17 protein-coding genes are annotated in these 23,833 nt (G+C 46.3%); 15 read left to right on the forward strand and 2 right to left on the reverse strand.

Features of this window, described 5'->3' with window-relative positions:
• Positions 1–48 precede the first annotated feature (48 nt).
• The 9 genes from MM817_RS08255 to MM817_RS08295 all read left to right on the forward strand — a co-directional run bounded on the left by MM817_RS08255 (position 49) and on the right by MM817_RS08295 (position 7,665).
• Positions 49–288, forward strand: coding sequence for a DUF1146 family protein (locus MM817_RS08255; protein WP_241713633.1), 240 nt, complete (start codon positions 49–51; stop codon positions 286–288).
• An 80-nt stretch (positions 289–368) separates the two neighbouring features.
• Positions 369–1,148, forward strand: a complete 780-nt coding sequence (locus MM817_RS08260; protein WP_241713635.1) for a YwmB family TATA-box binding protein — start codon at positions 369–371, stop codon at positions 1,146–1,148.
• A 67-nt stretch (positions 1,149–1,215) separates the two neighbouring features.
• On the forward strand, positions 1,216–2,508 hold the full coding sequence (gene murA / locus MM817_RS08265) for a UDP-N-acetylglucosamine 1-carboxyvinyltransferase (protein ID WP_241713636.1): 1,293 nt from the start codon (positions 1,216–1,218) through the stop codon (positions 2,506–2,508).
• Positions 2,509–2,726: 218 nt separating this feature from the next.
• The gene (locus MM817_RS08270; protein ID WP_241713638.1) at positions 2,727–2,909 is read left to right on the forward strand and encodes a hypothetical protein; all 183 of its coding nucleotides are present in this window, start codon (positions 2,727–2,729) and stop codon (positions 2,907–2,909) included.
• 129 nt (positions 2,910–3,038) lie between these two features.
• Positions 3,039–3,764 (forward strand): M23 family metallopeptidase, encoded by a 726-nt coding sequence (locus MM817_RS08275; protein WP_241713640.1) that lies wholly within the window; start codon positions 3,039–3,041, stop codon positions 3,762–3,764.
• A gap of 230 nt (positions 3,765–3,994) precedes the next feature.
• The gene (gene spoIIID / locus MM817_RS08280) at positions 3,995–4,303 is read left to right on the forward strand and encodes a sporulation transcriptional regulator SpoIIID (RefSeq protein ID WP_241713642.1); all 309 of its coding nucleotides are present in this window, start codon (positions 3,995–3,997) and stop codon (positions 4,301–4,303) included.
• Positions 4,304–4,410: 107 nt separating this feature from the next.
• Positions 4,411–5,430: a rod shape-determining protein gene (mreB, locus tag MM817_RS08285; protein WP_241713643.1), complete on the forward strand. Its 1,020-nt coding sequence runs from the start codon at positions 4,411–4,413 to the stop codon at positions 5,428–5,430.
• 39 nt (positions 5,431–5,469) lie between these two features.
• Positions 5,470–6,684: a flagellar basal body rod C-terminal domain-containing protein gene (locus tag MM817_RS08290; RefSeq protein ID WP_241713645.1), complete on the forward strand. Its 1,215-nt coding sequence runs from the start codon at positions 5,470–5,472 to the stop codon at positions 6,682–6,684.
• Between the two features lie 159 nt (positions 6,685–6,843).
• Complete coding sequence (locus MM817_RS08295; RefSeq protein ID WP_241713655.1) at positions 6,844–7,665, forward strand: flagellar hook-basal body protein; 822 nt, start codon at positions 6,844–6,846, stop codon at positions 7,663–7,665.
• Positions 7,666–7,985: 320 nt separating this feature from the next.
• Here MM817_RS08295 and MM817_RS08300 read toward each other — a convergent pair whose 3' ends face one another.
• A complete protein-coding gene (locus tag MM817_RS08300; RefSeq protein ID WP_241713657.1) occupies positions 7,986–8,573 on the reverse strand; it encodes a sigma-70 family RNA polymerase sigma factor in 588 nt (195 codons plus the stop codon).
• Between the two features lie 259 nt (positions 8,574–8,832).
• Here MM817_RS08300 and MM817_RS08305 point away from each other — a divergent pair, with 259 nt between their 5' ends.
• Positions 8,833–9,564, forward strand: coding sequence for a hypothetical protein (locus tag MM817_RS08305; RefSeq protein ID WP_241713659.1), 732 nt, complete (start codon positions 8,833–8,835; stop codon positions 9,562–9,564).
• Between the two features lie 80 nt (positions 9,565–9,644).
• Here MM817_RS08305 and MM817_RS08310 read toward each other — a convergent pair whose 3' ends face one another.
• Positions 9,645–10,307 (reverse strand): IMPACT family protein, encoded by a 663-nt coding sequence (locus tag MM817_RS08310; RefSeq protein ID WP_241713662.1) that lies wholly within the window; start codon positions 10,305–10,307, stop codon positions 9,645–9,647.
• Positions 10,308–10,421: 114 nt separating this feature from the next.
• Between MM817_RS08310 and MM817_RS08315 the strand changes: the two genes are divergently transcribed.
• From MM817_RS08315 to MM817_RS08335, 5 genes are all read left to right on the forward strand, one after another.
• A complete protein-coding gene (locus tag MM817_RS08315) occupies positions 10,422–11,657 on the forward strand; it encodes a glycosyltransferase (RefSeq protein WP_241713664.1) in 1,236 nt (411 codons plus the stop codon).
• A 712-nt stretch (positions 11,658–12,369) separates the two neighbouring features.
• The gene (locus MM817_RS08320) at positions 12,370–17,049 is read left to right on the forward strand and encodes an invasin domain 3-containing protein (protein WP_241713666.1); all 4,680 of its coding nucleotides are present in this window, start codon (positions 12,370–12,372) and stop codon (positions 17,047–17,049) included.
• 102 nt (positions 17,050–17,151) lie between these two features.
• Positions 17,152–20,733, forward strand: a complete 3,582-nt coding sequence (locus tag MM817_RS08325; RefSeq protein ID WP_241713668.1) for a beta strand repeat-containing protein — start codon at positions 17,152–17,154, stop codon at positions 20,731–20,733.
• 99 nt (positions 20,734–20,832) lie between these two features.
• A complete protein-coding gene (locus tag MM817_RS08330; protein ID WP_241713670.1) occupies positions 20,833–22,848 on the forward strand; it encodes a hypothetical protein in 2,016 nt (671 codons plus the stop codon).
• Positions 22,849–22,915: 67 nt separating this feature from the next.
• Positions 22,916–23,812 (forward strand): YncE family protein, encoded by an 897-nt coding sequence (locus MM817_RS08335; RefSeq protein WP_241713672.1) that lies wholly within the window; start codon positions 22,916–22,918, stop codon positions 23,810–23,812.
• Positions 23,813–23,833: the final 21 nt, after the last annotated feature.

The following is a 23,833-nucleotide window of genomic DNA, read 5'->3' on the forward strand; positions in this document are numbered from 1 at the left end:
AACCATTGGATGACGTCGAATACTATAGTATGAAGTGAGGTAAGACTGGTGAGTAACTTTTCCGAGATCTCTTTTCGCGTTCAAGGAGCCGTGACTATTGGCGGCTTACTACTGGGCACACTGCTCGCTTGGTATGCGCTTGGCGCGGTGCGCTGGGACGTATTTTTAAAAAAACCGGATTCACCACCAGCCAGTCTTTTACGCCTCCTTTTAGCGATTCTCATCGGTACTGGAATTGCCGGTTTTATTGTTCAATATGTGACAGGCGCGTCGATGATGCACACATAAGTCTCGTAGTCTAGTATAAAACTCGTATCTCCCTGGCTATACTGCATAGCATCACATTCGATGCATGGGAGATGCGAGAAATGAAAAAACTAGTGCTATTAGGGCTTGCTATAACAACGGTGATGTCGTACTTTGCAGGGCAAACTTTTGCAGAGGTACTGCATGGACCAGTGTCAAATGACACCCCCCAATTTGTAGAACGCGCGTTTAATGCCACACATGCGCAGATGTCAGGCTTTGAAGTGCATGATTGGACAACGTTACATAATGCGTTTGTTCCTGTCAAAACGCTTGTTGCAGAAGCAAAGGCGTATGCTCATGAACTTGGCTTGCACGACATGCACTTATACGAACATCAAGATCCAAATGATCATGTGGCACAGTGGTCAGGGACAGTGAGTTTTGGGCCACACGCCAAGGATGTAACGACAAGTGTTGAGATGGCGAGCATGCTTTTGCCTGATGCGCCTGCACAAACAGTACTCATTTTACGGTATCTTGGAACAACAAGTGATGAACAAGCGTTTGCAAGTGCTTATGCAAGACTGACTGAAACGGCACAACAAGCTGGCGGATTACCTAAAATCAATGGCACACTTTTTGGCAATGTACCTGGATTGCAAGGTGAATCCGAACGTGCTACACGCATTGCAAAAGCGTATCAGGCAGTCTTTGCAAAGGAACTACAAAGTATGGTATATCCTTATACCACAAGCATTGCAGGCTATGGAGCGGCACCAGTACCCTATCTTGTGGCTGGAAAACAATTGGTCAATATACAAGTGGCGATGCACGAAGATAGTTTTGAACATAATACGAAAGTACTTGTCGGGAGTCCGATAATCACGTTAGAATACTAGTATTACGTGCGAACATGAAGATATAAAAGGAATGTTCGTACGCGATCGCCTATGGGGGTTACAAAGAGTGGCTACAATCAAGATAACCGGGGGCAAGCGCCTCATGGGGACGGTTCGGGTAGATGGCGCTAAAAACGCCGTGCTACCTATTATGGCAGCGTCATTATTAGCTGCGACCGGTGAGACGATCATCGAAGATGTACCTTATTTAACAGATATTCAGAACTTGGCTGACGTTGTGAAAAGCCTTGGAGCTAAAGCAGAACTAGCAGTAGATGGTCGCTTGCGTCTTTGTGCAGAACGCTTAGTGAGTACGACTGCACCGTATGAGTTAGTACGTAAGATGCGCGCATCCTTTTGGGTGGCAGGGCCACTTCTTGCACGAGCGGGACACTTTCGGATACCATTACCTGGTGGCTGTAACATTGGGGAACGACCGGTTGATCAACATATAAAAGGATTTGAAGCATTAGGTGCACACGTTATCATTGAACACGGATATGTAGAAGGGTTTGTAGATGGGCGATTACGCGGGGGACGTGTGTATTTTGATGTCGTAAGTGTCGGTGCCACGATTAACACGATGATGGCAGCGGCGCTAGCTGAAGGGCAAACGATTATCGAAAATGCAGCAAAAGAACCAGAAATTGTCGATGTAGCGAACTACTTAAACAAGATGGGTGCAAAAGTGCGCGGTGCAGGTACAGATGTGATTCGCATTCAAGGCGTGCAACAACTACACGGAGTGATGCATACAGTGATTCCAGATCGCATTGAGGCAGGCACATATATGCTTGCAGCGGCGATTACGCGTGGCGATGTCCTTGTTGAAGGTGCAATTTACAATCACTTGAGTCCTTTATGTGCAAAACTGCGAGAAGCTGGTGTTACGATTGAGGATGATATTCACGGTATTCGCGTTCGCGTAGATGGGCCATTGCACCCCATCGATGTGAAGACGTTGCCACATCCCGGATTTCCTACGGATTTGCAAGCGCAGATTCTTGCGTTTTTAGCAACAGTAGATGGCGTGAGCATTATCACAGAAACATTATTTGAAAACCGCTTCTTGCATGTAGCGGAGATGAGACGCATGGGCGTCGATGTGAAGGTAGAAGGTCGCAGTGCGATTATCGAGGGCGGTGCACTGATGACTGGTGCGAAAGTCCATGCCACGGATTTGCGCGCAGGAGCGGCGCTTGTGCTAGCAGGACTGGTAGCAGAAGGTGAGACGATCGTTACAGGACTCGAACATATCGATCGGGGATATAGCGATCTTGTCGGGAAGTTGCGCATGCTTGGAGCGGATCTGATTCGGACGGATGCAAGGCCACCTCTACATTTGGTACAGGCGAACTAAGGTAGAACCGCTATATGGAAGATTCTGATGAGTGAAGGACACGCATAAGACTTTTCGTGCTAGTACAAGCTAGATGTAGTGAAAAAAGGGAGCATGGTTCCCTCGCAAGGCGCTGTAGATTGCTGATCAAGCGATCTGCGGCGCCTTTTTGTGTGTGGATATAAGCTGTTTATTAAGGCAACACTATGGCCAAGAACAGGAAAAGGAGTGTATTGGCTATGGCGTGGTATTCAAAAATGATCACAGGGTACTGGGAAGCAGTCAAACGCGGCGTGATGATGTCAGAGCATCCTGAATACTATGATCTGGTCTATCCTAGTGAGGATCAGGCGCAGTCTACCTTGAGTGATGTATCTGAAGGTGAAGGGATGCAAATGAGTCCTACACAAACGATTCAGTAGTAAGAGGATACAAGAGTTAGCGAAAGACCGATGCGTTGGCGGGTATGCGTATAATTTTTAGTCTATTTTTACAAAAACTTGTTTAATACTACTTCATTTTGGCGAGACTGCGAAATGAGGTGATGAGCTATGAATCAGGATGAAAACAAGCAACAAAATGGCATCCAAAATGATGATCAGATGCCGGAAGACAACCATTCTGGGGAAAGTAAATGGAAGGCGTTTTTTGCAAAACGCTGGGCATTCCCTGCGCTGTATCTCATGGCTGCGGCATTTATTATTGCCCTTATGTATGGACAGGCACATCGGATGGTCAATGTAGGGAACAACGATGCGGCGGGACAAGCAGTGAAAACTAGTCAACCTGCTGCCGTGACCACTGCAACAACAACTAGTTTTGTGTGGCCGATTGCACCAGATACGACTGATGCTCGCGTGGTTCGCGGGTTCTTTGACGCTAATGCCAAAGGGGCAACGCTGCAAACACTTGCGGCAGATTTGGTAAGCTATGATCAAAGTTATCAAGGATCGACCGGCGTGGACATCGCAATGGCTGGCAATAGCAAGACGTTTGGCGTTGTAGCAGCTTCTGCAGGAACAGTGACAGATGTACGCAACAGCCCTGTGATGGGTTGGACAGTCGTTATACAGTCTGCCAATGGCTATACGGAAACCTATCAATCTTTAGGTACGGTTGACGTAAAAGAGGGGCAACAAGTCACGCAAGGACAAGATCTTGGAGCGAGTGGTTATAACCAACGCGAAGCAAGCCTTGGCAACCATCTCTTCTTTGAAGTAGAGAAAAATGGAGTGGCTGTAGATCCATCCTCACTTCTTCCAAAGTCGATGTCATAGAGTTACTTTGTGTAAGCATGTCTCTAGCAGGTAAAGTAAAAAATAGACCGAGCTGCTTCGTAGAGAGAAGCAGCTTTTTCTATGTTATCAAAAAGCGGTGATAGAAGGAGTAAGGACGAGCAACACCGTGATAAGTAGGCCGAAGTTCGTGAAATCGACGGATTTTAGCATATGCTGTACACCCCCTCATATACTGTACCAGACTTGCGAAACATGGGGGAGGCGAGGGTGTGCACGACTACATCAAGGAGAGAACGATCAAGATCGGCGAGTATATCGTCGAGACTCGCAATACCGTCCGAACGATTGCCCGCGAATTTGGCGTCTCCAAAAGCACCGTGCATAAAGACCTGACAGAGCGACTACCAGAGATTAACCCAGACCTCGCGAACCGCGTCAAGGAAATCCTAGAGTACCATAAGTCAATTCGACATTTACGCGGCGGTGAGGCAACCAAAGAAAAATATCGAAAGGATGAACCAAAACGAAAAATGACGAAAAATATTACGGTGGGAAGAGGATTTGGCGTTCGTATGTAGAACTCAATAAGGAGCGTAGTAGGAGATGGAGTCACTTGCAAGATGTGTCCCGTTCTATGCCTAGGTGAGAGATGATCACCTAGTTTCACGTCAGAGAGGATTTTATGATGTTTAAGAAAGATATTGGAGTTGATTTGGGGACAGCTAACGTCCTTGTTCATGTGCGCGGACGCGGTATCGTGTTAAACGAGCCATCAGTTGTTGCCATTGAGAGTCAGACAAAACGTGTCGTTGCAGTAGGAGAAGAAGCTCGTCGCATGCTCGGCCGCACGCCTGGGAACATTCTAGCGATTCGGCCATTGCGTGACGGCGTGATTGCAGACTTTGAGATAACAGAAATTATGCTAAAACACTTTATTACAAGGACGATCGGCAAAGGACTATTGTCACAGCCACGGGTTGCCGTCTGTGTTCCAGCTGGTATTACGTCAGTAGAACAAAAGGCAGTCAGACAAGCGACAGAAGCGGCAGGTGCGAAGCATGTATACCTGATTGAAGAGCCAAAGGCAGCTGCGATTGGAGCAGGTCTCGATATTACGCAACCCAGTGGAAGTATGGTCGTTGATATTGGCGGAGGTACGACGGATGTCGCTGTACTGTCATTAGGAGACGTCGTCACCGCCTCTTCTATTCGCGTGGCTGGGGACAAGTTCGATGAAGCGATTATTCGATATATAAAACGCAACCACAATCTATTAATTGGGGAACGCACTGCGGAAGATATAAAGATCCGCGTGGTGTCTGTCAAGCGCGGACTAAGACAAGAAGAGATGGATGTGCGCGGTCGCGATATGATGACGGGACTGCCAAAGACGGTAACGATTCACACAGATGACATGGTCGAAGCGCTTGAAGAGTCTGCCTTTGCGATCGTCTCTGCAGCCAAGAGCGTGCTAGAGCGGACGCCGCCTGAACTTGCAGCAGATATATTTGATAAAGGCGTGATTTTGACAGGTGGTGGGGCGTTGCTCCATGGGATGGACAAGCTGTTGCTCGATGAGCTTCAAGTGCCTGTCTATATCGCAGACGACCCGATGACATGCGTTGCGCGCGGCACCGGTGTATTTCTTGAAAACATCGATAAATGGGGTCGCCCTCCGGCAAAGTCACAGCGTTATCGCGCGTAAGTAGCCTCCGTGACGGAACAGTAGATAGGATGAGAGCAGATGGATGGACTTTCAACCGTTGGATCGGGCTTGTTAGCTGATGAGCGATGGCAACAAGTGGTGATGAATAATTTAACAAACGCCACCACACCTGGATTTAAACAGTCGTCGGGAGAATTGATGGCATTCCCACAACAACTTCTGATGCGCTATGAACTTGGCTCGGATGGCCAAGGGGCAACGCCGCTTGGCACGGTCAATCGGGGTGCGCTCTTTCAAGAAGCAGTACCTGATTTTGTACAAGGTTCGATCGAGTCCACAGGTCAACCGCTTGATCTCGCGATTCAAGATCCTGCGGTGGCAGGGACGTCTGTCTATGCACAAGCCACAGGTGCGGGTGCTGTACCTGGAGCGGTACAACTGGCAAACACGTTGTCCTTTGTGGTTGGTAGAGGTGGCGTGATCGAAACGGCTGCTGGTGCGCCGATTGTACCCGTGGCGGCCGATGGATCGCCGCTTGCAGGAGCGCGCGTGATCGCAAACTCGTCCTATCATGGGCTGCAGTTGTTTGGAGAAGATGGAAGTCCTGTCATCGATGCAGCAGGTCAACCATCGTATCACATCGTCCTTTCAGACGGACAGGTAGTAGGACCTGTAAAAGATGGACAACCCGGACCCTATGTGCAGATGTCAAGCGCAGTGACTGGTGGCGTACACTCTTTTTTCGCAGTGGCCAATACCGCTGCAGATGGTCAAACTAGTGTTGCGATGACGCGTGATGGACAGTTTCATATGGGGAGCAATCAATTGCTGTACGATGGGGCAGGTCAGCGGGTGCTAGCCGTCTCGGGTAATGGACAACCTCTGCTACAATCTGCGATTGAGCTAAACCCCGCGTATCAGGGGCAGAGTGTCTTTGGACCAGATGGAGCGCCACTTGTGGATGGGGCAGGTCAACCTTCGTATCGGATTGTCGATGCTGCGACAGGTGCTCCTCTTGCAAACGCTACATTTGCACCGGTGGCGGTCAACGTGGATACACTACAAGCGCTTGGACAGACAGGCTACCTACCGACTGCGACAACCGCGTATAGCAAAAGTCCAGCAACAGTGCAAGCGGGCGCCATCGAACGCTCAAACGTCGATTCGACGCAAAACATGGTGAACATGCTGCAGATTTATCGCAACTTTGAGGCCAACCAGACGCTCACTCAGGATATTGATTCTACGATTAAATTAGCTGTCTCTTCCATCGGCTCCGTCCCCAACCTGTAGAGGAAGTCAGAGGCGGAGTAAGAACTCTACGGCGCATGGCCCGAGCTTACGCCGAAAACGCGTACTCATGTACCAGGAACGTACACTCCGTGCGCGTTTTCGGGTAGCGCTCGACCCCTGCTTGCAGGTATATCTTAGACTAAGAAGGGGATGAAGGGGATGTCACTGCTTTCGGTGGCTGGATCGGGGTTGTTGAGTCAGTCGCTCCAACTCGATACCATCTCCAATAACATTGCCAACGTCAATACACCAGGGTATGCGAGCGTTGGGGCGACATTTGAAGACAATTTGACGCAGGTGTATGGTCAGTCTCCACTGACAGAGGGACTGCCTGATCGACAGACGGCAGCTGGATTGTGGCTTGGCGATGGGGCTCATGCAGTATTCAACCGTGAGTCTTTTGCAAATGGAAGTACGTTGCAGACACAGGATCCACTCGACATGGCCGTTGTGGGAGATGGGTTTTTCACCGTGGGATTAAGCGGTGGGCGTGTGGGATATACGCGTGCAGGACACTTTATTGAGAGTCAGGACGCTAAAACCGGTACGGCATTTCTGGCACTTCCTGACGGTTCGCCGGTGCTCTCAACAAGTGGACAACCACTTGATATGACGGGTGTCAATGCAAGCACAGTATCTGTAGCGCCTGATGGCATCCTTACAGGCGTGACCGCGACTGGCACACCTGTTCGCATTGGACAGCTAGGTCTTGCCTATGTATCTCATCCAGGAAGTGCGCTATATAGTGTAGGGAACTCGGTGTATGCGCTCAATCCCGGCTACGCGGTTACCACAAACGGGACACCTGGTGCGCCGACATCGTTATTTGGTCAGGTGAAAGGTTCAATGCTAGAAGGATCGAATGTCAACCTCAATCAACAGATGTCCCAACTGGTGCAAACGCAACAGGCGTATGAAATGTCATCCGATGCGATAAATATAGCCAATAAAATGATGGGACTTGAGGATCAGCTCAGTTAGTGATGAATGGTAGATAGTGGTAGTTGATCGCTCGGCCTGATGTCATGGTACCGATGAATGTGAAGTGGGTCGTATACAATGCCTTCTGTACAGGCAATTGTATACGACCCACTTTGTGTATGACGCGTGTAACGAAGATAAGGTACGAACGTGCACGACATAAGTCGTCCTAGCTACATGATAGCAACGTCCACATCACATACAGACTTTATGCCGATCATAGAGTGAATGATCTTTTGCGAGCGTATGAACTCCTCGCTTCATATGCCTTTAGCCTTCACTAGAGACCATGCCCCCTTACTAGAGACCATATGCCTTTACTAGTGCCGAAGGGCCTGCACGAGTTTCTTTTGTGCCCGTTTGCGCCATGTCTTGACGGTTTCAGGCGATACACCATAGGTGGCAGCAACCTCAGTGCTTGTAAGCCCTGCTATGACGAGTTGCTCCATGGCGATGCGTTCGCGCGGTGAAAGAAGGTCAAACAAGTCGTACCACTCGGCTAACTCATAGGATGCGCTCGCAGCTCTGTCAGGGATGCGTTGCAGTAGATCGACGTCTTCTTCATCACTCAGTGTTCGTATGCTATGTAGCGTGCGGCTTGCCACTCGGTTTGCACTGCGGACATATGACCACATGCCCGTGCGCACACGCAATTTGAGAAAGTATGAAAAATACACACCCTGCACCGTATCGTATTCTCGTATGGCTCGGAGTAACTGTTCGTAGCCTGACTGGATCAAATCTTCCATCGGTAGTACGTCTGTCTGATAGTATTTTGCCATGCGTAAGATCAGTGGGGTAAAGCGCGTGCACAATTCTTGTAAAGAGAGTGGATCACCTGCCTGCGCAAGCTCTAAAAGGTTTACTAGAATACGTTCGTTTTGGGCATCGTGCGTTGTTTTTTTCATTCTTTGATCCTTCCGGACCGGTCCTAGTTGTATTGCGCGCAGATAGATCGTATGATAGAAAAATAATTCTTACAAATTGCTCAGTTTGATATTGTGAAAATCTTATTAATCATGTAATATTGCCTAAAGATAGAAGAGGTTGGCGTAGTAGACAACTTTGTATCTAGTAACACATGTATAATTGCTGACTGTTCTAAAACTATTACATAAATAGTAGTCTTAGAATTTTTGCAAAATCACACATCCTGGGGGTCTGTCAGTGAAGCGTAATCATCTGGTCGTTGCAAAAATTGTAGCCGTATTGCCGCATTATGAAGATGGCGTAGGATTTGTTTCGCGCATTTTAACTCTGGACAATGAGGAACTCATCGATCCACGGCCACCGCTGACGATCATGAAGTATTTGTTGCGCCCTTATGGTTTTGACTATACGGAGTATCGCAAGATGTACTCAGAAGAGTGGGTCCATCGTCAGAATTTGCCGATTCACTGGGCAGGGCATACATTTGTTATGTGTAAAACGGTTCACGCAAAAGTACCAGGTGATGAGACATACGGATTTATCCGATTGGAAACGATACGTACGACACGCTCCAAACGCGGCATCGGGATAGTCCGCTTACTCAACGGTCGTGAGATCGAGACAGTGCAAAAGTGGCGGGGATTGCAAAATAACTTGTCTGACGCCACCTATATTGTCTTTCATGCCATCGGAGAAAACAGACTGGGCAATGAGCAGATGAATGAAGATTTGGAGAACATGTGCGCAGAAGATCAACCGGATGGAGAAGGACGCAAGTCGATACGTGAACTAGAGAGTGGATTGTATGGATCAAATGGCATCATACGTGAATTTGAAGAGCGTATCTACTCGGGCGTCACAGGATATGTGAAGCACCTCACGCTACAGCAAAGACAGGATGTAGTGATGGAGTATATCGAACCGCTCATACAGGGTGCGATACGCGCTTGGCTTGCAAGGAAGGATTAGGAGAAGTAAGGATCGATCGGAGTGACAAAACGGTGAGCCTACTACCTCATCGTTTTTTTGTGACTAGGATGGTGGGCAGTTCAGAATCTACTGTTTTGTACTGCTGAGGGACGCATTTCAGTTGCGATAGGCACACGAGCTCGATCGTCATGAGTGATGCTTGCAATCAGTGCACGTGCCTCATCGCGTGCAGTAGAAGGAACGATCACAGTTAGCGTAATGTGTTCTGCAAATGTAGCTTCTACGTCAAAGCCCGCTTGATTGCAACGATGAATGGCAAGATCGTATTGTCCATAGGTGATCGAAAACCGATATAGGTCATGTGGCGCTATCTCGAGAAACTGTGCACGTTCAAGAGAGTGGATGACAGCTCGGCTATAGGCGCGCACGAGTCCGCCAACACCAAGCAAGGTTCCACCAAAGTACCGCGTGACGACCGCTAGTACATCTTGCACCTGATGTTGCTGTAATGCGTGCAACATCGGTATGCCTGCACTACCAGATGGTTCGCCGTCATCATGGGAGCGCTCAATCCCCTCTTTGAGTCGAAATGCCGTGCAGTGGTGAGAAGCATCCCAGAACTGCTTGCGGATCTCCGCTACATGAGTATGAACGTCGCTTTCTGAAGCAACAGGGATCAATGAACAGAGAAATCGAGATCTCTTTTCTGTCAATTCAACGTGGACGGGAGCCGCAAGTGTGCGATAGGATAAAGGCTGTGGTGCATGTTGGAGCTCGGACATGGAGTAAATAAGCCTCCTTAATGGTTGATCTCGACAAGTAGATACGGTGCGTACCCTATATTGTAGCGTTTTTTATGTGTAAATACAGCGATAAAAAAGGATGGTTCTAAACGAATGGAAGAAACATATGATAAGGCGTTGAGGTCTTGGACTCCACATGTCCTACACGTGGTAGCGGCAGGGGAATTTGGTGGTGCAGAATCGCAAATTCTCTCATTAGTAAAAGGCCTTACGCAAGAGGGCGAGTATAAGGTAACAGTTGTGACATACTACGATGCTCGATTTTCTCAAAAATTGCGAGAAGCAGGCGTAGCGTGTCGTACGCTACGTAGTGGGAACCCCTTTCAAGATAAACTCAAATTACAAGCACTTGTAAAGAGCCTACAACCAGATCTGATCCACACCCACGGCGTGCGTGCAAGTCTTGCTGGACGATTGGTAGGAAAAGCAAAACACATCCCTGTAGTGACAACGATACATAGCGATTTGTACTATGATTACGCGTCACCTGGCAAGCGTAAGATCATGATGGAGCTAGAGCAGCGGACACGATCCTTGTCACAGCACTTCATCACTGTGTCGGAAGCATTAAAAACGATTCTGATAGAACGGGGATATCCATCGGATCGCGTGTCCGTTGTGCATAACGGCATCGATCTTGAGGATGCACTTGTTAAGTTAGAAGAGGGACAACGACGCAAAGCTGGGCTACGAGGCATGCTGGGTCTTTCTGCGCGCACCCAGATCTTGATATGCGTTGCGCGGTTACATCCGGTGAAAGGCCATGAATTTTTAATGCGCGCGTTTGCTGCTGTCAAGCAGGAGTACAATCGGCCACTCCATCTAGTATTGATCGGGGAGGGTTCCGAACGCTCTGCTTTAATGGCAAAGGCAATGGAACTTGGCCTTTATGGTGAAGGGGAAACGACACCTTCAAAAGCAAAACCAACATCTCCTAAAAAACCGGTGCCAGGTCGGTATGTGCATTTTCTAGGCGAACGCCATGATATCTACTCCTATCTACTAGAATCAAATATTTTCGTCCTTACGTCAAAGATGGAAGCACTTGGAATCGCCTTGCTAGAGGGCATGCTAGCTGGACTGCCGGTTATCGCTACGAAGGTCGGTGGACTAAAAGAAATCGTGTTAGAAGGGGATGAACCGACGGGAATTCTCGTGGACTATGGAGATGAGGTAGGATTGACTGCGGCGATTCAAATGCTATATGACGATCACACACGAAGGCGCATCATGGGTGAACATGGGCAAAGACGGACGATTAAAGCCTTTGAACAAAAACAGATGCTTAAAGAAACAAAGGCCGTCTATGCCGCGCTTCTACAAAACTAGCAATGAAACCTGAAAATTAATCAGCAACAAAGAGCTAGTATACTGAAATGTATGTGTCTCAAATACAAAACTTTGAAAAATAACGGTATTTTATCACACAAGCAAGCAAAACTCTGTTACAATATGATTGTATTCGTAGAATAAGGGAGACTTCTGCAACGATATAGCATCATAAGAAAGCTATCGATCTAGCAAGTAAGGCCGAAAAATATGCACAAGTTTGACTGGGCATAGTGCTGATTGGTTCAATTTCCAGTAATCTTACGCTTTACGAGGTATAAGGATGTAGCTTATAATGCATGAGTAGGCAAACGAGCCTAGTAAAATTTCATCGCATGTAACGTAGTGAAAGATTCATAGTGTAACCTTTTCACATAGACTTTTTTAGTAACTACCCACAGTGTAATAGATGTAATACAAACGAAAGCCATATACAGGTGAAAGACATCGTGAATGTTTTTGTGACCTTACATCACTATACGACGTCAACACCGAGAGGAGGGATGCGACCCTGTGAGACACGACCGAATCCACTCGCTGTAAGAACTGATTGACGTGTGGGACGGGGAGCGAGTAAGGCGTCAGACAGAAGAGGACAGTGTAGAGTTCGGAAACAGCTGCACAGGAGCATTAGATATAATCGATCTCTGGTAGTAGTTTGGTCAAAGAAACAGTTTTTTATTCCAAAGGTATCATATGAGGAGGAACTGATTTGAAACGCACGCTTTCTAGTATTGCAGCAGCGGCCTTAGTGTTAGGGACGGTTGCACCAGCAGCATTTGCAGCAACATCATCCACAACCTATACGGATCTTGGTGGATATTCATGGGCAGCAAATGACATTAATAGCTTAACCAGCCAAGGATATATCCACGGTTTTAGTAATGGCCAATTCCGTCCTGGCGATTTAGTGACGCGTGGACAATTTCTTGCTTATTTCATGAATGCGATGAAAGATGTTACTGGCGTGGGTCCTAGTTACTCAGGCACTTACTTTAAAGACGTACAACCAGGCAACTGGGCATATGAGTATGTCGGCGCAGCACAAAAAGCTGGGTGGATTAAGCCTTACTGGATCAATGTAAGAGTTGGCGGTAACTTTGATGAGAACTACCAAGCATCACGCGGTGATGCAGCATCGTTTTTTGTGGCTGCAATGGAAAAAGCCGGTGTGATCAGTTCTACACATGGTATGACGCCATTAACCTATGCGAATTCGATCGGATTATTTAAAGGTATCCCAAGTGGCCAAAACGGCATTTACTTTAACCGTGCAGCGGCAGCGGTTGTTTTACAAAACATGATTAACTTCGTTAATGGTGGATCGACCGCACAACAATCGATGGCCTCGAAGGTGACCTTGTCGCTTAGTTCATCATCGATCAATGCAAACGGAACATCAACAGATACGGTAACGGCGACTGTTGTTGACGCAAACGGCAACCCAGTATCAGGTGCGACGGTGAATTTTGCTTCAAGCAACATTTCCGCAGCGACTGTGCAATCGTCGGCAACAACAAATGGCAGCGGCGTTGCAACAGCAACAATAACTGCTGGCAATACGGCAGGATCCACTGCAATCACCGCATCAGTTGAAGGCGTAACAGGCGCAACGGCATTAACTGTGATTCCAAGTGCAAGTACACTTAGCAACATTGGTACATTGACTGTTACTGGTCAAACTGTTGGTACAGGTACCCTTGCAAGTCCTGCTGTTTCCACAGTCAACAATGGCGTGACTGTAGCTCTTCAGATGCAAGACAGTGCAGGTAATATCGTCGTTGGTTCAAACTTGCAGTTCTTGGTTTCTACCACGGACAATGTGACAGCAACGGCAAATAGCGAGTTGCTTTCTGCATCTACACTTAATGCACCGGTGGTTATGCAAAATCATGACTTTACCGCAGAATACAGTGTGCCAACTAATGCCCAAGGTATTGCTGAAGTGACATTTGATTCAGCTGCATCATCAACACAACCATTGTATGTAATGGTACAAGGACCTTACAGCGTGGATGGCACAGCCACTTATAGCAACCAAGTGGTACTGCAATGGGGCTTGCCGGGCAACCTCGTGCTCACGCCGTTATATGAGTCTTCTTCAGATCCTGAACAAGCAAGCTACTCGGATTCGTCCAACCCAACGCGCGGCATGATTCCTGTGGTGGCAACTGTGCTTCCTGAGTCTGGCGTATCAGTTGCAGGACAAACCGTTCGCTTCACGTTAAATCTATCAACGGCATCATCTGCTGCTTCGTCAGTTTTCTTCACGGATTCCACAGGACAAAATCCAGTGGTTGGCGGTCAGGTGTTAACGCCTGGCGATTCAGTCACTTATCAAGTACAAACAGGTTCAAATGGTCAAGCAACCGCTTATGTCAATGCTAACGTACCAACAGAAAATGGTACACCACTCATAGGCTCTAATACACAAGCTAGTGTGAGTGCGGAACTTGTCAATGGTGGTGGTAGCACAAGTGACACGTACCTGAGCTGGGCAAATGCAAGTATTCCGACACAAGTATCGAACGTGGCACCTTCGGATGCGTTAAATAGTGGATATCAAGTAGGTGCACAGAACTTTGAAACACCTAATTCTGGTACACAATTGACCTTGCAAGGTACAGCGGAGGATGCAGCGGGAAACCCGGCGGCAGACGTACCACTTGTGATTACCGATCAACAAGATCCAAGCAGTTCATCCGCAACTATGGCAAGTAGCAATGGAACAGATAGCTTTGTGGTGAATGGAACGACAACGCCGTTTAGCCCAAGCTCATTTGACGAAGTAATGACGAATGCGCAAGGTAACTTTACCTTTACGGTGACGGATACCGTGCAACCGCAACAACCTTATCAATCAGATCAATACTATGTGTATGAGATTTCGCAAGCTAGCAATGTAGTAGAAGGGCAAACGTTACCTGCAGGATTGCAACAAATGGAGATTGATGGATCTTCGGACGGCGCATACAATGTGACTTGGATTCCTGGTCAAACTGTTGGTGTTCTTGGTTTAAGTAATCAACCACTTTCATCCAGTTATTCTTCCGTAAGTGCAGTGCCTAATAGCTTCACTGATGCAAGTAGCCCAACAGTTTCGGGTATCTATGGCACTATGTTCTTTGGGGTTTATAGCTCTGACGGTCAAGCGATGATTGGACAACAATACTCTAATTACCAAACGAACTATGACATCAATGCAGGATCTGGCTACTCCATTACGCAATTGTTTAGCCAACCGATTGACTCGTACTTCTCGAACTATGGCCCAACGCTTGGTAGCGTATCGAATGGCGTATTTACACCGTTCTTTAATGTTCAGGCGGTTGACCTTCAAGTCAATGGCAATGGCCAATGGACTATTACCTCTGCTGTGGCAAACACAACAGCGGGTGGAACGTACAGCACGTACTCTACGGGTCTTGCATTTGGTCAAAGTGGTAGCACAACAACGACGGCGGCAACGGGTACAGGCGCAGGTGCATCCATTGAGCTTCGTGTCAATACCTCAAACAACCCGAATGCAACAGACGTCATCAATGGCGGAACAGCAACCGTGAATATCTCGGCTTCAGTAACTGATCCAGATGCAGTACAAGGTAATGACGCAGAAGGTGGCGCATCTGGCACGGCGACTGTGGCATTTGTTCCTCAATATGCAACCACATCATTGTCGATGGTCAATGATTATCAACAAAACGTGGTAAATGATCAATCCTTGTGGAATACGGATAGTTCACCGGCAAGTGCTGTATCGTTGCAAGGAACTTCATATACCAGTGGTTATGCTCGTCCAGATCAATCATTCTTCAACGTAGTGCCGTTTAACGATACGCCAAACGTTGCAACTGTACCAACGAGCGGCATGACTTACAACGTGACAGCAACAGCTGGCGGCGTAGAGTCTGTTGACGGAATCAAAGTACAAAACTCACCAGCACAATCAGCAACGATCTCAATTAACAATGCTGGTGCAGTGCAGGTAAACAATTCACCTTTGTGGAATGCGCCTAGTGATGGATCAACCATTGTTGGTTATGCGACTAGCGGTAGTTGGGGCACAGAAAGTGCACCTTCCAATCCAAACGTGTATGTGTTGTCGAAAACTACCTCTGGTACGTACGAAGTGTGGGAAGTCGGTACCAACGGCACATTGTCGATGGTTGCATCAGCACCTGCACTTAGCAATATTCAAGGCGGCTTAAAAGAGCTTGCTGATGGGGCAGCCCTTGATTGGACCATTGCAGACGGGCAGTTATCCGTGAACTACAATAACAATATTGGACCTGGTTCACTTGTAACTGGAACGGCAGCAGTGACAGCAGACAACAGTGCAGCATTGCCAAGTAGCTTGACCTTCAAACCTGTTCAAGTGGCTTATATTGGTGGTGCAAACGCAGATGCTGGAACTCAAAACTTCACCGTTACGGTGGCAGGTTCGGACGAAAGTTCTTCTGCAAAAGGGACAGCATCGGTCAGTTACAACGGTGGTACGTCTGGTCTGTACCAAGCAACAGCTACGCCTGCTAATATCTCTGGACAGTTGAACTCGCCTTCGACGATTCAAATCGAAGCACAAGATATTTATGGTAACGCATTGCCTGATCAGTCTTTGACGGTTAGCTTGGCAAACCAACTCTACGGAGTATGGATTACCGGCGTAAACAGCACGCAATTGATGAGCAATGTTAACATGTCACCATCTGGTTCACAGTCTGATTATCAAACAGAGCCTACTCCGATTCCGCTGTTCAGTGGATCTGGTGCAGCTTATGGTTCAGTATCTGGAACGGGCATTGCAGCGTCAGGTATTCAAGCTGGATCACCTACGATTTACTTGACCACTGGAACTGCAGGTACCGTGTCCTTGACATTGCAAGATGGTGCAGTGCCTTATATTGAAGCAGGCAGTTCATCCACTGTCGCACCTCAATATCAAGTTTCGACACCGTATGCAGTATCAGGTGATCTTGTGATCGACGGAACCGAATCTTCAAGTGGTGTTACTCAAGTTGTGACTGTCCCTGTAACCTGGCCTGGCAACACAGCACCTAGTGCAACAACGACCGCTACGGGTACAACTTCTGGTACGACATCAGGTACAACAACAACAACACCAGCGGCTCAAGCTTTAGCCTTTACTATGGCAAATAGCGATACTCTCACATCATTGTATGTGACAGGTGGCCCAAATGGTGGCGTGAGCTTAACGGCTGCAGCTTCTGACTTTACACAAAGCGGAACGACTGTAACGGTTACAGCAGCAGGTATTCAAGCTTTAGGCTTAATATCCGGTACCACGTATCAATTGCAAGCAGAAGGTCTTTCCTCGCAAGGGTTAGTCTTAATGCAAAGCCCATCTTCTTCTGTGAGCTATACTGCTCAGTAAGAAGTCATTGATATAACTAATCAGGGCGGGTTTCTGCCCGTCCTGATTTTTTATACGACACACTTGTCCAAATAGAATGATCCAATTGACGGAGGTTTATACATGAGAAATTCGAAAAACAAGTTAGCGAAGAACATTGCTACTGTTATCGCCATGACCGGAATGATCGGATCAATGACGATGCCAGCATTCGCTGATACAACATCCACAAGTTCTAGCACAAGCACTACGATTTCAATCCCTGTAACCGTTGATGGCCAAAGTTCAAGTATCACAATTCCTACACCTCCTGCGAGCTTCTTTGTCAATGGTTCACTTCAAGTGACCACAGCAACTGTGATGGTTGATGGGGTATCCGTACCTGTGGATGGTGTGACACTTGGTATGTCGAGCACTGGACAAGAAGGCGTAACTGCTATACTTGGCACAGCGTATGTAACAAATGTAACTGCAGCAGCAAGTAGCAACAATGTTGCTATGGGTAAAACGGTCACATTGACACCATCGTTTACAGATGGTTCAGGAGCAGCAGTCGCTACGTTGCCATCTGGCGATTCGGTTAGCTACACGGTAACTGCACCTACTGGGGCAACAAGTTCTGACTATACATTATCCGGCAATACCTTTACCGCAACGATGGCGGGCACATACACGATTACCCCTGTTGTAACAGAAATCGGCGGTACCGTAACCGGCACACCGATGACCGTTGTAGTCACAGATGCAACCGTATCTTCTGTAAGTGCGGTTAACGGAACAGTAACCGTGAACTTCTCCAATGCGTTGTCAGTGACACCTTCGTTAAGCGATTTTTCTGTCACGCAAAGCATCAACGGCGGTACAGCAACGACCGTGACTCCTACGGCGATTGCCATGAACAGTGCCATGACACAAGCGACTTTGACCGTGCCTACTGTCAGTGCAACAGCAGCTGCACAAAGCGTTGTGGATAGCGTGGCATACAATGGCGGGACGGCCATGAGTGCATCCGCGTTTAGCTTGACCAGTGCTGTCAATGCAGCCAATTCAAGTGTTACGGCTTCCTTTACCAATGATGAGATTACCAATGGTTCTGCCTACACGGTGTCTGAAAGTGTAGAAGATGCTGCGGGCAATCCGATTAGCGCGCTTGGTACGTCTGATTTCACTATGAGCATCGGTACTCAATCTGTTTCAGCGGCTTCTGTGACAAACGAAGGCGATGGCATGTATCAGGTCATCTTTATTCCAAGTAGCTTCGCTGCTGGAACAGGACTCACTGCAAACTTTGCTGTGGATGGTGTAACAATTGGTCAGGTCGGTGGTTTGAGTGTCGTAGCAGGTGCTCCATCACTAGCCACATCATCGGTAACCTTCCCAAGCGTTTCGACATTGAATGCTGGTGGAACGTATACCATGACTTTGAATCTTGAAGATGCATCCGGTAATCCAGTTGTGTTAACCTACCCAGCTGTAGAGCCAAATACTTCTGAAGATCTGGGCGCAACCTATAGCATTGCCGATGGCACAACTCCTGGCCAATACGTTGTGACTGCAGTAGCACCTAGCACAGTAACATCAGTAGCTGGAACGATGTCCTTTACTGTAGAGAACGGCACCACTGCAGTAGCCACCTTCACTTCTACGCAGGAGTATACGGTTGCCGATGAAGTTGCCTCTACTGTTCAAGCTTCTTGGTCTGCATTGCCATCCACATTAACCTCAGGTGGAAGCTATAACTTAACTGCAACAGTCACAGATGCCAATGGCAATGCAGTGACCGGATTAACAAGTTCGGCCTTCTCATTAGGCTATGAAACCGCTGGAATGACCTCACCATCAACGATTATATTATCAGCTAATTCTGTAATGGCAGGAACAACGGCTGGAACGTATCAAGTTTCTTTTGTAGCACCAGATGAAGCATCGGCCTATAGTCTAGTACTTGGAGTTGACGGTGTAAGTTCTACTTCGCCTGCGAGCTATACACCAGGGGCAGCACCAACCGCATCGGATGTGGGTTCTAGTTCAACTGCAGGATTCCCAAGTCAGCTAGTCGATGGACAGACTGCAACGTTTACTGTTGGTTTGGTTGATGCAAGTGGTAATGCATTGGTATTGCCAAGTGGATACACAGTAAACTTGGTCGAACTTGAAGGTGGAACAATTGAAGGTACTTATGGGACATCAAAAACGAGCGTGAGTTTAGTCTCTGGAGAAAATAGTATCATTCCTATGACTGCTGGAGCCTCAACGGGTCAATATTCTGTAACGTTGACACCAAGCGGTACTGGTAATGCATCAGGTAGCTTCCAAATTCAAGTGTTAGATGGTTCTGATTTCGTAGCTCAAGTAGGTTCAACACAAACCTATACTCTTGAAGCTGGAACCCCTGCCAAAGCGAACAGTACTGTTCCATCATCATTTGATGCTATTGCTGGTACCGAGTATTGCTTACCGGTAACGGTTGCCGATGTAAATGGCGTGCCTGTTTCCACGTTGACCAGCAGTGATTTTGGTCTTCAATTAGGAGTAACACCAGTGTCTGTGACATCGGTCACACAAAGTGCTACAACACCTGGTTCCTATATGGTTAACTTTATGCTGCCAAGTTCAGCAGAGTCTGGTTCATTAACTGTGTCAGCTAACGGTATCGACATTGGTTCTTCAGCTGTAACCGTTTCTGCACCAAGCGCTGAATCTCTTGCATCTGCTACTTCCACTGATATTGCTCTTGATACCTCTGCGCCTACGAATACGATTGCTCTTCCGTCGTCTGGTGATGCATTACAAGAAGCAGGTTCCTATGCAACGCTTGTAACTCTAACTGGTTCTTCATCAGCTGAATTTCCATATCTTACTCCTTCTGATTTTAGCGTGACGTATGGCAGTTCTACGACCAATCTAGTTTCAAGTGTAGTACCTGTTTCGGCTGCATCAAATCAATATGTGGTTGTCTTTAATGCTCCAACGGCTACTATGTCAACGGCTCAAGCCTTGAATATTAGTGTTGGTGGTGTATCTTCAACAGCTGGAACCTTTACTGTAAGCGCACCATTGAGTGCAAGTAATTCAAGTGTACAGTGGATGAGTGGTTCAGCATTGACGGCAGGTCAATCCGTAACTGTTGCAGCAACTGTGGAAGATGCTAATGGAAACCCCGTCAGTACATTGGGAACAAGTGATTTTGCAGTATATAGTGGTTCTAGCACAACGAATCTTGTTTCTAGTGTAGCTGCATCATCTACAGCAGGACAGTATGATGTTACGTTTGTTGATGATGTAGCTTCATCCACGGCATCTCCGTTTACTATGTATGTGAATGAGACAGGAATCACCGGAACATCTGCTGACACCCTTATTGGTACAAGTGGTGACTTTACTGTTGCTCCTGGTGCACCTTCAGCAAATAAAAGCACAGTTATTTTACCTTCTAGCAAAGTAAATCCTGGTAGTAGCTTTAATGTAACTGGTGTTATTGAAGATGCATTTGGTAATCCAATTCCAAACGCAACGGTGGTAGTGTCATTTGGTGGTTCTGGTGGTTCATCTACATCAGTAACTACTGATAGTACTGGTAATTATAGCGCTACTTTGTCCACTTCTTCCACTTCTATAACAGGGCCGGTTTCTGTAGTTGCCTCTTCTGGTGGAGCTTCTGGTACGACAATTAGCACATCATCTGATGTAGTGAATTTATACTAGTTTTTAACTAGTGGATGTTATGGTGAATGGGTCATTCCATTCACCATAATTTTTAATTTGGTAAACCTTTTTTATGCACAGTTAGAGGAGTGTTTCCTTTTGCAGTTAAAGTTTGATGGCGGGCAAGATAAATTTACGTCCGTACCCATAGGTGTATTAGTTGGGAGTTTATTTGCAATTGATTGGGGTTATCGTTTGTGGGGATCCGGTTTAGTATACCCTGCGACTACCTGGTTGAGTGTCATATTGATTGGATTTGGTCTTGTCTCACTATTATTAGCATTTGCATTTCCTTTGATGGAAAAGAAGTTGGAGTTTATTAGTCTTCTTGCTTCATGTATTGGATTTGCATGGTGGGTTTATACTCAAATACATTTATCACCTGGATATCAAACAGATGAAATAGCTTTTGATCAATATGCTAGTCATTTACTTTTACAAGGTATAAATCCATATGCTCATAGTCTTGCGTTAGCTTTTCGAAGGTATTTAGTCCCGCCTACATACTATACTTACTTACTTAGTGGACAGCCTGTAGTGTCACTTTCTTATCCCGCACTATCCTTTCTATTATATACACCTGTTATGGCTTTGGGTGTACATATGCATGCTGCCCTTTATGTGGATGCTTTTTTTTGGATGGGATCTAGTGTTCTATTATGGTTTTTATTACCTTCCCAAATAAGATGGATTGCTTTTTTAGTATTAGGTTTTATGATGTTTGATGGCAACGTATTTGGTGGAGTGACAGATGCGCTTTTTATGCCATTTCTTATTCTTGCGGTGTGGAAATGGGATAGATTTGTAGCTCCAACGCATCCGTTATTATTAAAATGGATGGGACCAATTATGCTTGGACTTGCAATGAGTGTCAAGCAAACGGCATGGTTTCTAGCACCATTTCTCGTGTTAGGTATTATGATGGAAAGCAAGCGAAGCGGTCAGTCATGGTGGAGGAATCCGCTTCGATATATCGTAGGAGTGGCTGTTCCTTTTTTGTTAGTGAATGTACCCTTTATAGTTTGGGATCCTTTAGCCTGGATTCAAGGGAGTTTATTACCTTTGGTATCTAGTACTGTTCCACAAGGTCAAGGGATAGTGGGTTTATGGCTCTATGACCATGTAGGTAATGGACATATGGAGTATTTAAAATTACTAGGAGCCTTCGTTCTTGTTCTTGAAATGCTTTTGTTTGTTACTTATTATTCTAGATTTAAACGAAGTTGGATTCTTTTTATTCCTTTAGCTTTATTTTGGACAGAGAGGTCCCTGTTTGAATATCTAGTCGACCTTCTCCCCATCTTGCTTGTGGCAGCAATCTCTGTACGTACTATCATTCAAGACAAAGTATCTCGTATACCACGCTTGAGCAAATACGGTATTGGTATTTTTTCATCAGCTTCTTTACTAGTCTTTTGTTTATCTTTTATTGGTGGTCAACCGTTAAAGCTTCAAGTAACTGGTGTACAAACAACGGGTGAATTAGGTTTGATTGATTCGGTCTCAGTTCATGTGATCAATCACGAGAACACTCCAGTTTCGCCGCATTTTACTGTTATGGAAAATACCGGGCAGCTTCCAACCTTTTGGTTATCGAGTGGACCAAGCACATTACTTCCAAAGCAAGCTGCCGATTATACGTTGAGTGCACCAAATGTTCCTGCCATGCCCAGTATTACAAATAATCTTTCCGTGGATGCTTTTACGACCACACCGGCTACCATAAGCACGAGTGCTGATTTTTATTTACCTAAGATGGTTACAGTGCTTTCGCCGCGCGCTTTTAATACTCCGGTGAAAATAGGTGTTCCTTTTTCTTTAACAGTTCAACTACGTAGTACCTCAGGAATACCGCTTCACTTGTCAGGTGTACCAGTTACCTTAAATCAAGTTATGTATGGTCCTAATTACGTATCTACGGCCAGTTCTACAATCAACGGGTCACAGGCTGGAGCGATGGCTGTCACTAGTATTACGAATGCATCTGGTCAAGCTGTTTTTACAGTGCAAGGTCAATTTGTTGAACCATTACCAACATTTTTTGAAGCGGATATTCCGAATTCGGGTCAGCCATTTGGGTATTCAAACATTGCTTCCATTAATTTTGTGAAGTGAATATTTATGGTTGGATAATTAGTATGTGATAGCTAAGTGGTTTTAACAATGTGAAGGGTAGGTTTATATGAGGCATTTAAAGGTTGCTGGTGTTATGGCTTTATTAGCTGTATTTTCGATTACTGGCTGTGGTGTTGAGTCTAGTACAACTTCTGTTGTACCACTCTCTAAAGTAGCTGCTCAAGATAAAGTAAATACTATCATTCCTGCGCCTGCTGGAATCGTTGGGATGACAAATCCAGATAGTAATGATTTTATGTATTTAGCTGCTGGTACGGCTCGATCCAAAGGACTTTTTTCTCTCAACTTAATCACACATGAAATATCATCCAGTTCCTCCATTTCAAACGCTGTTGACTCTGCAACATTATTATCTTCTGGGATTATTGTGTTGGGACAAGCAACAAAACATTCAGGTGCAATCTCACTTTATAATGCACAGACATTAAAAATGATGAAGACAATTCCAGTTGGCGATCCTGTTATCGAAGTTTGTACAGATCCAAGTGAAGCAGGGGATGTGTATGTTTTGAATGGAACAAAGAAGTCTGAGACAGTCTCTGTTGTTAATACAAACAGCAATAAGATCATGGAGAGCATCCCTGTTTCCTTGGGAACTATTGATATTGCATCTAATGCTGGAACGCTTTATACACTTCAGCCTAACGGTCAAATTATGGGTATTTCTGAAAGATCGAAAACCCCTCAATTTCAGTTTACTGTAGCGCCAGGTGCGCGTTCATTTGTTGTAAGCCCAGATGGACAAACCCTCTACTTATTAAAAGAAGCAAATGACACGTATAACATATCAGAAGTTGATTTAGCTACTGAGTCTCAAATAGCGGCATTGGGTGCACCGATGAATGCAGGGTTTATTTCTTTAAGCAGTGACTCTAAAACTTTATATGTAGGAGTAGAAAGTCCTTCTGTGGGCAATGTTCAAACCTTACAAGCTATTCATTAAATGAAAATTACAAGCGGTATA

The sequence above is a fragment of the Sulfoacidibacillus ferrooxidans genome, assembly GCF_022606465.1.
Lineage (GTDB): Bacteria > Bacillota > Bacilli > Alicyclobacillales > SLC66 > Sulfoacidibacillus > Sulfoacidibacillus ferrooxidans.

Coding starts and splice junctions, on each gene's coding strand:
- mreB (WP_241713643.1), top strand. CDS start 4,411: ATGTTTAAGAAAGATATTGGAGTTGATTTGGGGACAGCTAACGTCCTT.
- MM817_RS08325 (WP_241713668.1), top strand. CDS start 17,152: ATGAGAAATTCGAAAAACAAGTTAGCGAAGAACATTGCTACTGTTATC.
- MM817_RS08300 (WP_241713657.1), bottom strand. CDS start 8,573: ATGAAAAAAACAACGCACGATGCCCAAAACGAACGTATTCTAGTAAAC.
- MM817_RS08315 (WP_241713664.1), top strand. CDS start 10,422: ATGGAAGAAACATATGATAAGGCGTTGAGGTCTTGGACTCCACATGTC.
- MM817_RS08260 (WP_241713635.1), top strand. CDS start 369: ATGAAAAAACTAGTGCTATTAGGGCTTGCTATAACAACGGTGATGTCG.
- MM817_RS08295 (WP_241713655.1), top strand. CDS start 6,844: ATGTCACTGCTTTCGGTGGCTGGATCGGGGTTGTTGAGTCAGTCGCTC.
- MM817_RS08310 (WP_241713662.1), bottom strand. CDS start 10,307: ATGTCCGAGCTCCAACATGCACCACAGCCTTTATCCTATCGCACACTT.
- MM817_RS08335 (WP_241713672.1), top strand. CDS start 22,916: ATGAGGCATTTAAAGGTTGCTGGTGTTATGGCTTTATTAGCTGTATTT.
- MM817_RS08275 (WP_241713640.1), top strand. CDS start 3,039: ATGAATCAGGATGAAAACAAGCAACAAAATGGCATCCAAAATGATGAT.
- MM817_RS08290 (WP_241713645.1), top strand. CDS start 5,470: ATGGATGGACTTTCAACCGTTGGATCGGGCTTGTTAGCTGATGAGCGA.
- MM817_RS08270 (WP_241713638.1), top strand. CDS start 2,727: ATGGCGTGGTATTCAAAAATGATCACAGGGTACTGGGAAGCAGTCAAA.